At 67.8% G+C, this 15,550-nt stretch carries 15 protein-coding genes; 7 read left to right on the forward strand and 8 right to left on the reverse strand.

The window, feature by feature from the left end; translation table 11 throughout:
- The first annotated feature begins 89 nt into the window (after positions 1-89).
- Positions 90-1,097: a polyprenyl synthetase family protein gene (locus V5F74_RS07470; protein WP_024280549.1), complete on the forward strand. Its 1,008-nt coding sequence runs from the start codon at positions 90-92 to the stop codon at positions 1,095-1,097.
- Positions 1,098-1,164: 67 nt separating this feature from the next.
- Here V5F74_RS07470 and V5F74_RS07475 read toward each other — a convergent pair whose 3' ends face one another.
- A complete protein-coding gene (locus V5F74_RS07475) occupies positions 1,165-1,593 on the reverse strand; it encodes a DoxX family protein (RefSeq protein ID WP_051678774.1) in 429 nt (142 codons plus the stop codon).
- Positions 1,594-1,715: 122 nt separating this feature from the next.
- On the opposite strand from V5F74_RS07475, the gene V5F74_RS07480 reads away from it, so the two are divergent.
- The gene (locus V5F74_RS07480; protein ID WP_029555454.1) at positions 1,716-2,627 is read left to right on the forward strand and encodes a LysR family transcriptional regulator; all 912 of its coding nucleotides are present in this window, start codon (positions 1,716-1,718) and stop codon (positions 2,625-2,627) included.
- 11 nt (positions 2,628-2,638) lie between these two features.
- Here V5F74_RS07480 and V5F74_RS07485 read toward each other — a convergent pair whose 3' ends face one another.
- The 4 genes from V5F74_RS07485 to V5F74_RS07500 all read right to left on the reverse strand — a co-directional run bounded on the left by V5F74_RS07485 (position 2,639) and on the right by V5F74_RS07500 (position 6,313).
- Positions 2,639-3,103 (reverse strand): hypothetical protein, encoded by a 465-nt coding sequence (locus V5F74_RS07485; protein ID WP_029555455.1) that lies wholly within the window; start codon positions 3,101-3,103, stop codon positions 2,639-2,641.
- Positions 3,104-3,245: 142 nt separating this feature from the next.
- Entirely contained in the window at positions 3,246-4,493 is a 1,248-nt protein-coding gene (locus tag V5F74_RS07490; protein WP_394007132.1) for an MFS transporter, read from the reverse strand.
- A 199-nt stretch (positions 4,494-4,692) separates the two neighbouring features.
- Entirely contained in the window at positions 4,693-5,238 is a 546-nt protein-coding gene (locus tag V5F74_RS07495) for a Spy/CpxP family protein refolding chaperone (protein WP_051678775.1), read from the reverse strand.
- Positions 5,239-5,392: 154 nt separating this feature from the next.
- Positions 5,393-6,313: a metallophosphoesterase family protein gene (locus V5F74_RS07500; RefSeq protein WP_029555458.1), complete on the reverse strand. Its 921-nt coding sequence runs from the start codon at positions 6,311-6,313 to the stop codon at positions 5,393-5,395.
- Positions 6,314-6,519: 206 nt separating this feature from the next.
- Between V5F74_RS07500 and V5F74_RS07505 the strand changes: the two genes are divergently transcribed.
- Together V5F74_RS07505 and fae are read left to right on the forward strand one after the other, a co-directional pair.
- Positions 6,520-7,767, forward strand: coding sequence for a glycoside hydrolase family 2 TIM barrel-domain containing protein (locus tag V5F74_RS07505; protein WP_245279266.1), 1,248 nt, complete (start codon positions 6,520-6,522; stop codon positions 7,765-7,767).
- A 46-nt stretch (positions 7,768-7,813) separates the two neighbouring features.
- Positions 7,814-8,323, forward strand: a complete 510-nt coding sequence (gene fae, locus V5F74_RS07510) for a formaldehyde-activating enzyme (RefSeq protein ID WP_029555460.1) — start codon at positions 7,814-7,816, stop codon at positions 8,321-8,323.
- A 12-nt stretch (positions 8,324-8,335) separates the two neighbouring features.
- On the opposite strand, the gene V5F74_RS07515 is transcribed toward fae, so the two are convergent.
- Both V5F74_RS07515 and V5F74_RS07520 read right to left on the reverse strand, forming a co-directional pair.
- The gene (locus tag V5F74_RS07515) at positions 8,336-8,512 is read right to left on the reverse strand and encodes a hypothetical protein (protein ID WP_156026234.1); all 177 of its coding nucleotides are present in this window, start codon (positions 8,510-8,512) and stop codon (positions 8,336-8,338) included.
- Positions 8,513-8,751: 239 nt separating this feature from the next.
- Positions 8,752-10,092, reverse strand: coding sequence for an MFS transporter (locus tag V5F74_RS07520; protein WP_245279267.1), 1,341 nt, complete (start codon positions 10,090-10,092; stop codon positions 8,752-8,754).
- A gap of 160 nt (positions 10,093-10,252) precedes the next feature.
- On the opposite strand from V5F74_RS07520, the gene fabI reads away from it, so the two are divergent.
- From fabI to V5F74_RS07535, 3 genes are all read left to right on the forward strand, one after another.
- Positions 10,253-11,017, forward strand: coding sequence for an enoyl-ACP reductase FabI (gene fabI, locus V5F74_RS07525; protein ID WP_029555462.1), 765 nt, complete (start codon positions 10,253-10,255; stop codon positions 11,015-11,017).
- Positions 11,018-11,235: 218 nt separating this feature from the next.
- Positions 11,236-12,609 carry an NAD(P)H-dependent oxidoreductase gene (locus tag V5F74_RS07530; RefSeq protein WP_394007136.1) on the forward strand — a complete coding sequence of 458 codons (1,374 nt, stop codon included), beginning with the start codon at positions 11,236-11,238 and terminating at the stop codon, positions 12,607-12,609.
- A 180-nt stretch (positions 12,610-12,789) separates the two neighbouring features.
- Positions 12,790-13,065, forward strand: a complete 276-nt coding sequence (locus tag V5F74_RS07535; protein ID WP_024280562.1) for a hypothetical protein — start codon at positions 12,790-12,792, stop codon at positions 13,063-13,065.
- A 92-nt stretch (positions 13,066-13,157) separates the two neighbouring features.
- On the opposite strand, the gene V5F74_RS07540 is transcribed toward V5F74_RS07535, so the two are convergent.
- Positions 13,158-15,425, reverse strand: coding sequence for a TonB-dependent receptor (locus tag V5F74_RS07540; protein ID WP_394007138.1), 2,268 nt, complete (start codon positions 15,423-15,425; stop codon positions 13,158-13,160).
- Positions 15,426-15,550 lie beyond the last annotated feature (125 nt).

Consider the following 15,550-nt stretch of genomic DNA (forward strand, 5'->3'; position numbering starts at 1 on the left):
GTGCAACCAAAGGCGATCTGCCAGAGCTTGCACGGAACCCATCCGCATCCCTATGGTGCGCCCCAAAGATTGACAAGCGGGAGCGTTTCTTGGCCGTCGTCCTTCCGTTCGAGCCCAACGAGCCGTCGCTCGAGGCACTGGTCGCCTTGGTGAAGACGGACATGGAGCGGGTCAACGCCGTCATCCTGGCGCGGACCGGCTCCGACGTGGCCATGATTCCCGAGGTGGCGAACCACCTCATCTCGTCCGGCGGCAAGCGTCTGCGGCCGATGCTGACGCTCGCCTGCGCCGCGCTCGCGGGCTACCGGGGCGACGGCCACGTGAAGCTCGCCGCCTCCGTGGAGTTCATGCACACAGCCACCCTCCTCCATGACGACGTGGTGGACGAGAGCGACATGCGCCGGGGCAAGCTCGCCGCGCGCAAGCTCTGGGGCAACGAAGCGAGCGTGCTGGTGGGCGACTTCCTGCTCGGCCAGGCGTTCAAGATGATGGTGGAGGTGGGCTCCATGACCTGCCTCGACATCCTCTCCACCGCCGCCTGCGTCATCGCCGAGGGCGAGGTGATGCAGCTCGCCGCGGCCAAGAACACGGCCACCTCCGAGGACGACTATCTCGCCGTCATCCGCGGCAAGACGGCCGAACTGTTCGCCGCCGCCTGCGAGGTCGGCGCCGTCCTCGCCCAGCGCCCGAAGGCCGAGCAGGCGGCCTGCCGCTCCTACGGCATGAATCTCGGCATCGCCTTCCAGCTGGTGGACGACGCCCTCGACTATGGCGGCTCGCAGGCCAAGCTCGGCAAGAACGTGGGCGACGATTTCCGGGAGGGGAAGATCACCCTGCCGGTGCTGCTCGCCTTCCGCCGCGGCGACGAGAAGGAGCGGGCCTTCTGGCAGCGTTGCCTGGAAAACAGCGAGGCGAGCGCCGCGGACCTCGACCAGGCCATCGGCCTGATGACCAAGCATCGCGCCATTGCCGACACGGTGGAGCGCGCCCGCCACTATGGCGCCATCGCCAAGGATGCCCTCGCGCTCTTCCCCGCCGGCCCCGCCAAGGCGGCGCTGATGGAGGCAGTGGACTTCTGTCTCTCCCGCGCCCACTGAGAGCGGCACCATTCACGCAAAAAGGCCGGCCCCTCGCGGAGCCGGCCTTTTTGTTGGACCTGGAATGTCAGGCCACCACGGCACGGCGGGTGGGCAGGAGCGCGGCGGGCTTCACCGCGAAGGCGCCTTCACCGGCCAGCGCCAGCACGACCTGACCGACCACGAGGAAGGCGGGATATTCCCAGCCGCCGCCGGGCGCGGAGAACACCCAGCCGTTGGGCAGGTGATAGCTGAGCGCGCCGAGCATCATGGGGATGAGCAGGATGGCGACCTGCCGGGCATAGACGCCGCCGATGAGCAGCAGGCCGCCGACGATTTCCACGGCGATGAAGGGGATGGCGAGGGCGCCGGGCAGGCCCATCTTACTGGACAGGAAGCCGGCGAAGCCCGGAACGGTGAAGATGAAGATCTTCATCAGGCCGTGCGACAGCCACATGATGCCAAGCGCGAGGCGCAGGATGAAGAGGCCGTAGGGAGCGGTGCGGGTGTCAACCATGGGAGTGAACTCCGGTTTGAGGTGACGCCACATCTAGCTTTCGCGCTCATGCACGGCCATACTCATCAAATCCAGATCGAGTTTGCATCTGCGCAAATCACTTTCCCGAGGGTCGCCTCTCCATGATACCGTGGGACGATTTCCGGCTGGTCCGGGCCATCGCTGAAACCGGCTCTCTGGCGGGTGCCGCCGAGCAACTGGCGGTCAACCACTCCACCGTCTTCCGCCGCCTCGGCACGCTGGAGCAGCAATTGGGCGCCCGGCTGTTCGAGCGCGCGCGCGCAGGCTACGTGCCCACCCCCATGGGCGAGGAGATGGTGCGCCTCGCCGAGCACATGGCGGACGAGGTGCTGGCGGTGGAGCGCCGCATCACGGGCCAGGATCTGCGCCCCTCCGGCGAATTGCGCGTGACCACCAACGACACGCTGCTGGTGCACATGCTCACGCCCATCTTCGCCTCGTTCCGCGCGGCCTATCCGGAGATTCGCCTCGACGTGGTGATCTCCAACCAGTCGCTCAGCCTTTCCAAGCGCGACGCGGACGTGGCCATCCGCGCCAGCGACCGGCCGGGCGACACGCTGGTGGGGCGGCGCATGGCCTCCATCGCCTGGGGCATCTATGGCAGCGCAGCCCAAGGCATAGCCGGCCCGCTCGATCCGGCGGACCTGCGGCGCTACGACTGGATCGGCTTCTCCGACAATCTCGGCGCCATCAAGCCCGCCAAATGGCTGCGCGAGCGCGTGGGCGAGGAGAAGATCATCTATCGGGTGAATACGGTGCTCGGCCTTGCCGAGGCGGCGGCGACGGGCATGGGGCTGGCGCTACTACCCTGCTTCATCGCGGCGGTCACGCCGGGTCTGGTCCAGCTCATGGGCCGGCAGGGAGAGCTGGAATCCGGGCTGTGGCTGCTCACCCATCCCGACATCAAGGCCACGGCGCGGGTGCGCACCTTCATGGAGCACGCGGGCCGGGAGATCGGCAAGCTCAGAGGACGGATCGAGGGGATGGAGGATCAGCCCGCGACGGCGGGCTGACGGGAAAAGGCTCAGTCCGCGGAGGCTTCCGTGGTGCGCTTGGACTTGGAGCGGCGCGAGGCCACCTGCTGGCCTTCGCCGCTGGCGCCGACGAATTCGCACCACATGGTCTGAATGCCGGCCAGCGAGCCGCGGAAGGAGTTCTGCCCGGTCTTCACCAGATCGAAGCAGGGCTCGAAGGTCATGCCCTTCACGAAGCCGCACACATTCTCGCCGCGCACGCGCAGGGTGTTCGGCGGCAGGCGCACGAAGCGCGGCGGCGCGTCGCGCAGGGTGATCATGCCGGCGACCGAGCCATCGGCATAGACGCGCCCGGCGCCCTTGGAACCTTCAAAGCAGGTGAACGAGAAGGTGCGTCCGACCACGAACTCGCGCGCCTGGTCGGCCGAGAGCTGCTGGGCGGCTGCGGGCGCCGGCGCCAGAGCGGCCGGGATGAGTGCGGCAAAGCCCAAGGCCGCGACGAGAATGCTGCGCATGGCTTGTTCGCGATTATCCATCTGATCTTCGTTCACGTTGCGCAGACACCACCGGCCATTGTCAAGAGCAGGAACAGCTAGGGAACACCGGCGCCGTGCGCACGATGCCGAATCTTCCGGCACCGTGCTCTGAGAGTCGCGCTCATACGGTTACCGGCCGATGAACAGGACGTTCCCTTATGGGCAGATTGATGGCCGCGGAGGCAAAAGACAGCGCGACGGACAGCCACCACAGCCAGTCGTAGCTCTTGGTCGCCTCATAGATCTCGCCGCCGAGATAGACGCCGAGGAAGCCGCCCACCTGATGGGAGAAGAAGGCGAACCCATAGAGCATGGCCATGTAGCGCGTGCCGAACATGAGCATCACGAGGCCCGAGGTCGGCGGCACGGTGGAGAGCCACAGGAAGCCCATGGCGGCGCCGAACATGTAGCAGCTCGTGGCCGTGATCGGGGTCATCACGAACAGCGCGATGACGACGCCGCGCGCGGCGTAGATGACCGACAGCAGCACCTTGCGCGGCATGCGGTTGGAGAGATAGCCGGCGGTCAGCGAGCCGAGGATGTTGAACAGGCCGATCAGCGCCAGCGTATAGGCGCCCACCGACAGGCTCATGCCCTTGTCCACCAGGAAGGCCGGCATGTGGACGGTGACGAAGGCGAGCTGGAAGCCGCAGGTGAAGAAGCCGAGCACCAGCATCACGTAGCTCGGATGCCGGAGCGCCTCGCTCAGCGCCGCGCCGATGGTCTGCTGCGGCGCCTGTGCGGCACCGGTGGCGGACGATGCGGACGCGCGGGTGGCGAGCGCCAGCGAGAACGGCAGCACGATGAGCAGCGAGGCGCCGAACACCAGCAGGGTCTGGTGCCAGCCGATGGTGTCCATCAGCCCGCGGGTGAGCGGCGGGAACAGGAACTGGCCGAACGATCCGGCCGCGGTGGCGAGGCCGAAGCCGATGGACTTCCACTCGTTCGGCAGGAGCTTGCCGAAGGCCGCGAGCACGAGATTGAACGACGCGGCGGACAGACCGAAGCCGATGAGCACGCCGGCGGACAGGTGCAGCAGGCCGGGCGTCGTCGCATAGGCCATCAGCGCGAGGCCGGCGGCATAGATGAGCGCGCCGCAGCACAGCACCCGTACCGTGCCGAAGCGATCGGCCAGCGCGCCGGCAAACGGCGAACCCACGCCCCACAGAAGGTTCTGGATGGCCACGGCGAAGCCGAACACGTCACGGCCCCAGCCGAACTCCTGCGACATGGGCAGCAGGAACAGGCCGAAGACGGAGCGCGGACCGAAGGTCAGCAGCGCCACCGCCGAGCCGGCAATGAGAATGAGGATGGCCGGAACGGTGCCGCTCCGGCCAGGATTGGCCGTCGGTGAGGATGGGGCGGACATGAGGGTCGTCTCGCGTTGGGAGATGCACCCACGGGTGCATGTTGAACCCATTCTACGAGCAGCCCACGTCCTTTGGAAAATCAATAATCGTCAACGGCTCCATGAGCAACTCTCATGGATCGGTCACATATTCCCTCAACGCAATCGCAAAGCGGGGCGGCCAAGGCCGCCCCGCCGTGTCTGCCGGAGGTCCCCAGCGTCAGCCGCGACGCGGGCCATCCCCATTCGGCCCGCCGTGCGGGCCGTGATGCCAACCGCCCATTCCGCCACCCATGCCGCGGAACTGCTGGTGCAGCACCATGTTGAGGCGCTGCTTCTGCGCCGTGTCGAGGGTCTTGTAGAGCGGGTCCGCCGCATCGGCGATCTTGCGCAGGTCGTTGGCGCGGGCGTCCATGCGGTCGGCGGCGGTGCGCATGCGGGCGATGGGATCAGCCGGCGTGCCGGCCTGCCGCGCCTCGCGGGCGGCCTTGCGGTCGGCGGCCATCTGCTCGCGGCGCTGGGCCGCATCCTTGGCGACGGACTTCAGCGTCTGCTCCACGCCCGGCCACAGCTTCTCCTGATCAGGCGTGAGCTTCAGCGCGGTCTTGAGCGCGACGATGCGGGCATCGGTGAGGATGGCGCGATCCTCGGCGGTCGGCTGCCAGCGGTGCGGCGCATCCCCCGCGGCGGGGGTGTTCGCGGCATAGGTGGCCGCGGAACCGGCGATCAGCGCAGCGGCGGTTGCGGCGAAAAGAGCGCGTTTCATGTCGTGGGTCCTCCTTCAGGGACGAAGGAAGCATCGTCCCCAAACCCACGTCCGGCAACTTAAACTTCGGTAATAGACATCTTGATACAACTTGTTGCAAATAGATTTTTCGCGCGACCTCGCGCGCAACAATACCACCATTTCGCCACGACTTTCAGGCAACACCTTCCGAACCGACAAGTACTTTCATCTCCAGGCTCGAAACTCCCTGCCTATCCCGGGAATATCCGCGTCGCTCCATCTCGCAGCGCCATGCACCGGGTCCGCCGGAGATCCGGTAGAGGCAATAGCCGCCGGCGCCGCGCTCATCCTGCGGCCCGGCCGAGGCGGAGGGCACGCCCACCACCGGGATGCGGCCGGCTGCCGACGGGATGTAGCCGAGGGAGGCGCGATGGTCGTGCCCGTGCAGCACCAGTTCCGCCCCCGCCTGCGCGAGCACCCCCCGCACCTCCTCCGCATCGCGCAGGTCGCGGTGGAAGGGGCGCTCGCCCACGGGGGGATGATGGATCATCACCACCCGGAACAGCCCTTCCGCCTTCAGCCGCTCCAGCAGCGCCGAGAGCCGGCCGAGCTGCGCCCGCCCCGCCTTGCCGCTGGCGAGGAACACCGCCGTGGGAATCGCCGTCGAGACGCCCACGATCGCCACCTCGCCCCGCCGCCGGACGTAAGGGAAGGAATCCACGTCCACCGGCGTATGGGGATGGCTGTCGTCTCCGGCGAGGAAGGGCGCCCAATGCTCCAGATGGTAATGCATGGCGGAGCGCACATAGGCGTCATGGTTGCCGGGCACGACGCTCACCATGCCCGGCTCCCCGAGGGAGGCGAGGAAGGTGGCGCCGGTGTCGAACTCGGCCGGCAGGCTCACATTCACGAGGTCGCCGGTGACGCAGATATGGTCCGGCTGCTGGGCGAGGAGGTCTTCCGTGAGCGGCGCCAGCGTCGATGCGCCGAAATTGCGCCGCCGCGCGCCGATCCAGTTCATCATTCCGAAGAAGCGCTTGCCCAGAAGCTCGGAGATGCGCGCCTCCGGGATCGGGCCGAGGTGCGGGTCGGAGAGATGAGCGATCACGGGCATGGAGCGGACCTTGATGCGGCAGGACGTGCGGCAAGGAATGCGACAGGAACGCGGCGCTTATAGCAGATCGCGCCGCGTCCGCTCCGGTTCCCCGTTTGCGATGCGGCAAGGCGCGCGGGGCAGGCCGGGTTGATGTTGCCGAAGCCATCCCCCACGCTGCATGCTGCAATGCATCGATGTCCTCAGGCCAATCGCGAGTGAAGTCCGTGCGTCACGTTTTCGTCCTCCTGCTGCTTGCGCTCGCGCTTTCCCCTGTCCTCGTGCGACAGGCTCATGCCTCCCAGGTGGCGGTGCGCGGAACCGAGATCCTGGTGGACGGCAAACCCTTTGTTCCCCTCGGTGCCAGCGGCGAGACGCGCTTTCCCGATCTGAAGGTGCTGGGCGCCAACACCATCCGCACCTATGGGCAGGAGCCGGGGGAGATCCTCGACGCGGCGCAGCGGGCGGGGTTGAAGGTGATCGTGGGCTTCTGGCTCGGCCATCCCCGCCTCGGCTTCAATTATGCCGACCGTGCGGCGGTGACGGCCCAGCTGGAGGCGCTGCGCCACATGGTGGAGCGCTATCGCACCCATCCGGCTCTGCTCATGTGGGGCATCGGCAACGAGGTGGAGGTCGAGCTTTCCCCGGAGGAGGCGCAGGCCGTGTGGCCGGCCATCGAGGAGGCCGCGCGGCTGGTGAAGACACTGGACAGCCAGCACCCCACCATGGCGGTGCTCGCCGAAGTGGGGCAGGACAAGGCTGCCATCCTGAAGCGCAATGCGCCGGACATCGACGTGCTCGGCATCAACGGCTATGGCGACGGCCTGCTCACCGCCGCCGGCCGCGCGCGAGCGCAGGGCTGGACCGGCCCCATCATCCTCACCGAGCTCGGCGCGCAGGGCCATTGGGATGCGCCCAAGGCACCGTGGGGCGCGCCCATGGAGCCGACCTCCTCGGACAAGGCTGCCCGCGTGCGGCGCTATCTGATGGGGGCGAAGCAGGCGGGCGTCGGCGCCATGCCATTCCTGTGGGGACAGAAGCAGGAGGTGACGCCCTCCTGGTATTCGCTGCTGCTGCCCACCGGCGAATGGACCGAGACGGTGGAGGTCATGGCCGATCTGTGGGGCGGGAAGGTGCCCGGCGGCCCCAACCGGGCGCCGCGCATCCTCGCCCTCTCCCTCGTCGGACCGGCCCGATTCTCCACCGACGGGCAGACCCTGGTGCGCCTCTCCGCCACCGATCCCGACGGCGACCCGCTGAAGGCCGAATGGCAGATCATGGCCGAGACCACCGCCCGCAGCGTCGGCGGCGATCCCGAGCCGGTGCCGCCGAGCTTTCCCGAGGGCCTGCACGATCCCGCTCCGACAGGCGTGCGCATCTTCGGCCTGCCGCCAGGCCGCTACCGCGTGTTCGTCACCCTGCGCGACGGGCGCGGCGCGGCGGCCACCGGCAACATCCCTTTCGAGATCCAGTAGCGCTTTTCAGCACGCCTTTTCAGCACAGCATTTTGCGGAGGATTTCATGCCCAGGATCGACCGTCTTCTGGTGGGAGAGGCCCTGGTGGGCGACGGCAACGAGGTCGCGCACATCGACCTCATCATGGGTCCGCGCGGCTCGTCCGCCGAGATCGCCTTCGTCAACGCCCTCACCAACAACAAGGACGGCTTCACCGCTTTGCTCGCCGTGGTCGAGCCGAATCTGATGGTGAAGCCCGCCACCGTCCTCTTCAACAAGGTGACGATCAAGGATGCCCGCCAGGCGGTGCAGATGTTCGGGCCGGCGCAATATGCGGTGGCGAAGGCGGTGGCGGATTGTGTGGCGGACGGCCTCATCCCCATCGAGGAGGCCGACGACATTTTCATCTGCGTGGGGGTGTTCATCCACTGGGACGCCAGCGACGATGCGCGCATCCAGGCCTTCAACCACGAGGCCACACGCCTTGCCATATCGCGGGCCATCAGCGGAACGCCGAGCCCGGCGGAGGCCATGACGCGCCGGGAAACGGCGCGTCACCCCTTGGCTGTAGACTGACCGCGGGACGCGCTATTGCGCGCCGTCCCCGCTCTCATTCGACAGATCGAGGGAGAGGCCACGGGCGAACCAGGCGCCGGTGCCGGCGATCGCGGCGCCGGCCATGAAGGCCAGACCGGGCCAGTGCGCTGCGGCGAGGCAGAGCCCTACCAGCAGGCCCGAGAACGAGCAGGCCATGGCCACGATCATGACCGAGGCACGCTCCCGCGCGCCCGCGTCCCGCGCCGCCATGCTTTGCGCGGCCAGCTGGCTGTGTGCTGTGAACTGCCCCAGAGGGCCCCCCGCAGGGCCCGCAGAGGGCGGGCGCGACCGACCCTTCGCTTGAAATGCCACGATGTTCCTCCCGCGCCGCCGACTGTCCGGCGGTCATTTGGAGTGAGAGTAAAGCAGAAAAGCTTGACCTCTTCATCAGGCTGAGACGGTGCTGGCTAAATTTTTCTTGCCGCAGCGTCATTGCACTGCAGCGAAGGCCCGAGTTGTGCCCGAAAAGCGAGCATGAGCAAACCGGCGGCGAGCACGATGGCCGCCAGCGCCATGAAGCCGACATCGAAGCGGCCGGTCGCCTCCCGCACGAAGCCGACGAGATAGGGGCCGGCGAAGCCGCCGAGATTGCCGACCGAATTGATGAGCGCGATTCCGGCCGCGGCCGCCGTGCCGCGCAGGAATTGCGGCGGCACCGACCAGAACGGCCCGAGCGCCGCATAGATGCCCATGGATGCGAGGGAGATGGCGGCGATGGCCGCCATATGCGTGGGCGCGACCACGCTGGCGGCCAGCCCCGCCGCTCCGGCGACCGCCGGAACCGCCACATGCAGCACCCGTTCACCGCGCCGGTCGCTGTGGCGGCCCACGGCGAGCATGGCGAGGGCGCTCAGCGCATAAGGGATGATGAGGATCAGCCCCACCTCGTGGGTGGAATAGCCCATGGCACGCACGATCTGCGGCAGCCACAGGCCGATCCCGTAGAGCCCCACCACGAGGCCGAGATAGACGAGACAGAGCACGACGACCCGCGCATCCTTCAGCGCCGGCAGCCAGGCCTCGTGCGTTCCGGAGGGATGGGCGGCCTGATGCGCCGCATCATGTGTGAGGTGGTCGGCATCGAGCCGCGCGGCGATGGCAGCCTTCTCCTCGGCCGTCAGCCAGCGGGCCTGCTCCGGACCATCCGGCAGCAAGGCGAGCACCACGAAGCCGAGCACCACCGCCGGCAGCCCCTCGATGATGAACAGCCATTGCCAGCCGGCGAGGCCGAAGAGGCCGTGGGTGTCGAGGATCCAGGCGGACAAGGGCGCCCCGAGCGCGCTGGAGATGGGCACCGCCGCCATGAACAGCGCCACGTAGCGCGCCCGCACCGACAGCGGGAACCAGTAGCCGAGATAGAGGATCATCCCCGGCAGGAAGCCCGCCTCGGCAGCGCCGAGCAGGAAGCGGGCGATGAAGAAGCCGGTCGCGCCCGTCACGAATGCGGTCGCCGCCGAGATCAGGCCCCACGTCACCATGATGCGGCAGATCCACAGCCGCGCACCCACCTTCTGCAGCACCAGATTGCTCGGCACCTCGAACAGGAAATAGCCGAGGAAGAAGATGCCGGCGCCCCAGCCATAGACCTCGGGCGAGAAACCCAGGTCCGCATTCATGGTCAGCGCCGCGAAGCCCACATTCACGCGATCGAGGAAGCTGACCACATAGAGCACCATCATCAGCGGGATCAGCCGCCGGACCGCCTTGGCGAAGGCGCGCGCCTCCACCGTCTGCCTCTGCGCCACCACGCGCCCCTCCCCCGTCTTTGCGCGGTTTGTGGCGGCGGGCGGCACGGGCGTCAACTGCCCGCGGGCCCGGCAGACCCTTGCGCCGTTTGACTTTCGTCATGTTGACGTCGGCGACCGGGTGCAAAGAGGGTGGAGAACCGCAACGCACGAGGGCGCGCGCATGTTTTCGCTGAAGGGCCAGAAGGCGCTGGTGGTGGGCGTCGCCAATGATCAGTCCATCGCCTGGGGCTGCGCGAAGGCATTTCGCGAGCAGGGTGCCGACGTCGCCGTCACCTATCTCAACGAGCGGGCCGAGGCGCATGTGCGGCCGCTCGCCGAATCCATCGGCGCCGAGATCATCCTGCCACTGGACGTGAGCATTCCCGGCCAGCTCGAAGCCGTATTCGCCGAGATCACCGCACGCTGGGGCCGGCTCGATACCCTGCTCCACTCCATAGCCTTCTGCCCGAGGGAGGATCTGCACGGCCGCGTCGTCGACTGCTCGGCGGAAGGCTTCGCCAAGGCCATGGACGTCTCCGTCCACTCCTTCCTGCGGATGATCCGCCTTGCCGAGCCGCTGATGGGCGCGGGCGGCACCTGCATGACCGTGTCCTTCTACGGCGCGGAGAAGGTGGTCGAGCACTACAACATCATGGGGCCGGTGAAATCGGCGCTCGAATCGGTGGTGCGCTATGCCGCTGCGGAACTCGGCGAGAAGCGCATCTCCGTCCACGCCCTCTCGCCCGGCCCGCTGAAGACCCGCGCGGCCTCCGGCATCGCCGATTTCGACGAACTCCTGAACGAGGCCGCCGCGCGCGCACCGACTCACCTCCTCGCCTCCATCGAGGATGTGGGCGCCTTCGCCGCCTTCCTCGCGAGCCGCGAGGCCGCCAACGTCACCGGTGGCGTCCACCAGATCGACGGCGGCTACAGCATCATCGGCTGAAAGACGCCCGCCCTGACGTAGGGGAGCGCTTCCCTCCGGCTGAAGAGCGCATTACCGTTCTCCCGCGGGCCCCACCCGCCACGGCCGGACAGCAACGATCCGGCCGGAGACAACCGGCGATGGCCGGACGGAGGAACGCTCCAGCGCATCGGCCCGCCCGACGGGCACGCGCGTGCGCACGTCTTCGCCCGGCTTCCGCAAGGAAGGAGAGCGACCCCATGAATCTCGCAGCCAAGCTCCGGGCCCGCGCGGCCGAGGGGCGGCCGGTGCGCGTCGGCCTCATCGGTGCCGGCAAGTTCGGCTCCATGTTCCTGTCGCAGGTGCGCACCACCGTGGGCATGCACCTGATGGGCATCGCCGATCTCTCCGCCGCCCGGGCGAAGGATGCCCTCGCCAACACCGGCTGGCCGGTGGACGAGGCCCTTGCGACCGACTTCGACGATGCGCGCCGCACCGGCCGCACCGTCATCACCGAGGATGCGGAGACGCTCATCAAGGCGGATGGCATCGAGGTGATCGTGGACGCCACCGGCAGCCCCGCGGCGGGCCTCAGGCACGCGCTCCTCGCCATCGCCGAGCGCCGCCACATCGTGATGGTGACGGTGGAGGCGGACGTGCTGGCCGGTCCCCTCGTTGCCCGCAAGGCGGCGGAGGCCGGCGTCGTCTATGCCGCCGCCTATGGCGACCAGCCGGCGCTGGTGTGCGAGATGGTGGACTGGGCGCAGACCTGCGGCTTCAACGTCGTGGCCGCCGGCAAGGGCACGAAATACCTGCCCGCCTACCACGCCTCCACGCCAGACGACGTGTGGCGCAACATCGGCCTCACGCCCGAGCAGGCGGCCATCGGCGGAATGAACCCGCAGATGTTCAACTCTTTCGTGGACGGCACGAAATCCTCCATCGAGATGGCCGCCATCTCCAACGCCACCGGCCTCAAGGCGCCGCGCGACGGGCTTCTCTTCCCGCCCTGCGGCGTGGACGACCTGCCCACCATCCTGCGCCCCCGCGACGCCGGCGGGCTGCTGGAGGAAGCCGGGCAGGTGGAGGTCGTCTCCAGCCTGGAGCGGGACGGACGGCCCGTGTTCCGGGATCTACGCTGGGGCGTCTATGTGGTGATCGAGGCCGATCCCTCGGCGCGCGGCGACTATGCGCGCCGCTGCTTCCGCGAGTACGGCATGGCCACCGACCCGAGCGGTCGTTACACGGCGCTCTACCGCCCGTACCACATGATCGGGCTGGAACTCGGCATCAGCGTCGCCGCAGCGGCGCTCAGGAACGAGGCGACGGGCGCGCCCATCGGCTTCTTCTCCGACGCCGTGGCGGTGGCGAAGAAGGATCTCATGCCCGGCGAGATGCTGGATGGCGAGGGCGGCTATACCGTGTGGGGCCGCATCATGCGGGCGGAGGAGTCCCTTGCCCGCGGTGCCCTGCCCATCGGCCTCGCCCACAAGGTGCGCCTCACCCGGCCCATCGCCCGCGGCGAAGTGGTCGGCTGGGCGGACGTGGAGATCGGCGACAGCGACACCGTGCGCCTGCGCCGGGAGATGGAGCGCCAGTTCGCCGCCCCCGCCTCCCGCTCCGCAGCGGCCTGAGAGGCGCCCCGGCGCCCGGCGCCGGTGGACGTTGACCGTCCGCCGGCGCGGCGCGAGGCCGCACCGGAATGGCCTGCCTGCGGCGAATGGGATTATTGATCCAGATCAAATGTCCGGTGAAGGTTCGGCCTGTCCCGCAGTGCGGGATGAACCTCGATACATGTCACCGGACCCTGCCCCATGCGAACCGCCGCGCGCGCCGTGCTTCACGTCCCCTTCTTCGGCTGGCTTCTCCGCGATGCCATCTATGGACTGCCCGACGCGAAGTATTTTTTCATCGCGAACCTGATTTTCGCCTTCGGCTATCTCACCTATTTCTTCGGTTATGCCTTCATCATCATCTACGCGCTGACGGCGACCGCGCTCGCCCTGACCGCGCTCGTCATCCTCACCGCGTCCGATCTCCTCGCCACCATGGCCAAGCGCAAGGCCGCGCGGCTGGCGCGGGGCCGGTAAGAGGCAGAAACAGCCCCCGCCCCGGCGCACGATGTCGGGTCGGGAACATCAACCGCGGCCGGAAACCGGCCGCGGCTGGACGTGCGTCCCCATCAGAACTGGTACGTCACCCGCGTGTTGAACGAGCGGCCCATGCCGGCCACGGGGAAGCCCCATGCCGCCGACGTGCCCATCATCGACGACACCTGGTAGTTCACCAGGTTCGCGCCACCGAGGGGCAGGTTGTAGTTGGTGCCCAGGATGTTCTCGACGCCGAAGTCGAAGCGGAACTGCTGCAGCTGATAGCTGGTGCGGAAGTTGAGCAGGGCGTAGGCCGAGGTCTCAAGTTCGTTGCGCACCTGGCTCACCAGCACCTTGGCCGCGACCATCTGCAATTCGAGGCTGTTGGTCCAGTTGCCGAGCGTGTGGTCCACCGCGATGACGCCGTTGAGCGGCATCATGTGGTAGAGGTTCACGCCGTCGGTGCGCTGGCCCTGCACGAAATTGAGGTTGCCGCGGAACACGCCCTGCCCCCAGGCGAGATCGTTCCACAGCTCCATCTTGCCGTCGATGTTCACGCCATAGAGCCACGCATCGTGGTTGGCGAACTGCAGGAAGACGAAGTCGTTGGTCACGTAGGGGTTGTTGGGCTTCGACGCGAGGCAGCCCGCCAGCAGGCAGCGGTCGGCGTCAATGTAGTTCACCACATAGCTGTAATAGGGCGAGACGCGCAGCTCCCACGCATTGCGCACCGGATCGTGCCAAGTGGCGGTGAAACTTGCCGTGTGGGCCGCCTCCGGCTCCAGGTTCAGGTTGCCCACATAGCCGTTGCCGTCGCCGAACCACCCGATCATGTCCATGGCCATGGGGTTGGTGGACCAGGCATAGCGCTCGTAGAAATTCGGCGAGCGGGTCTTCCGGGCAAGGCCGAACTCGTAGGTGCTGGCGGCGTTGGCGTCGTAACGCAGGATGGCCGAGGCATCGACGTTGAAGTCGGTGCGGGCGTGGCTCTGCGCGTTGAAGAGCGCGGCGTCGAGGCCGTACATCATGTCGTTGTAGCCATGCACGTCGCCGGTGTTCATCCACACCACGTCGTTGCGCACGCCCAGCACGGCGGTCCAGCGGTCGTCGATGCGCCGCTCCCACTCGCCATAGATGCCGGCGCGCAGCTTCTGGCCGTTGTTGATGCTCTGGAAGGTGTCCGGTCCCATCATCATGGAGCCGGCGACGGGCGGCCACCAGTCGTCGAGGTTGTTGTAGTAGAGTTCATTGCCGATCCGCAGCGTATCGCGGGCGGAGAGCGCCACCGTGCCCTTCAGCGAATAGCCGATGTCGGTCGCCTTCGTATCCATGGGCATGTCGCCGGTCTTGTCCGGCGCGATGAAGCCCATGGTGTGGCGGATCTGGTTGGCAAAGACGTTGCCTTCCAGCTGGCCCCAGTCGAACTCGCCGAGATAGCGGCCGAAGGCGTTGATACTCTTGTTCTCGACGAGGTCCATATACTGGTTGGGATAGCCCTCGTAAGGGATGAACTGTCCGCCGATGCCCACCGTGAACAGCTGGTCGGCGATCTTCTTCGAGATGGTCAGCGCGTGGTTCTGCGTCTCATACATGGTGGACTTGATGGTGGTGCCATCGCCCGCCACATAGTCGCTCGCCTTGGCCCAGCCGCCGGTATAGGTCACGCTGGTGTCGGCATTGGAGACGGTGGCCGTGGCGTCGACGCCGTAGCTGTTGTTGTTGCTCCGATAATAGCCGGAGACGCTGCCCGAGACGGTGAGCTGCTCGCCCTCGGTGAACTTCGGGGGCGCCACCGTCACGTTCACCCGCGCGCCCGTATAGTCGCCGCCGACGCTCACCGGCGCGGTGGCCGTATAGACCTTCACGTTGGCGATCATCGCGGGATTGACGAAGGAAAAGGGCGGATTCATCTGGTTCGGGCAGGCGATGCCGAACAGCATCCCGTTGACCGCGACCTGGACCCGGTCCGCCCCCATGCCGTTCACCGCCGGCAGGCTGGAAACCCCGCCCGCGCCCCACGCCGCGCCGCCGGGGATGCGGCTGAGGAGCGAGCCCGAATCGCTGGTCCACAGCGTTGCGGCCTGCGCCTCGCTGCCGGAGATGAGCGCGATGTCCGCCGGGGAGAAGTTGCCCGAATCCGTCGCCGGTGCGCCGGAGGCCGTCGCGGCCGGCGTGGCGGCCCGCACGGTCACGGGGGGCAGTTCGGTGGCCGGCTGCGGGCTGGTCTGCGCCATGGCGGGCGCGATGAACGCCGGCATCAGGACAAGCGCGAGCGCGGACGGCGCAAAGAGGGCGGTGCTGCGCGCGAAGGTGCCGCGCAGCCGAAACAGGGTCCCGGCGGAGAGAAGGGGGGATGGCATTTGCGTGTCCTCGCGCTCAAAGGCCGGCGGGATGAGGCGCGGCAGAGCGGAATTGTTTTTGGTGCGGTAGACCTTGGCCGCGCCGACGCGCACCCGGCTGCTTGCCCTGCAAGGCGACGGGTCGA

Origin of the sequence: Xanthobacter aminoxidans (assembly GCF_043193615.1) — a bacterium.
Taxonomy (GTDB): Bacteria; Pseudomonadota; Alphaproteobacteria; order Rhizobiales; family Xanthobacteraceae; genus Xanthobacter; species Xanthobacter aminoxidans.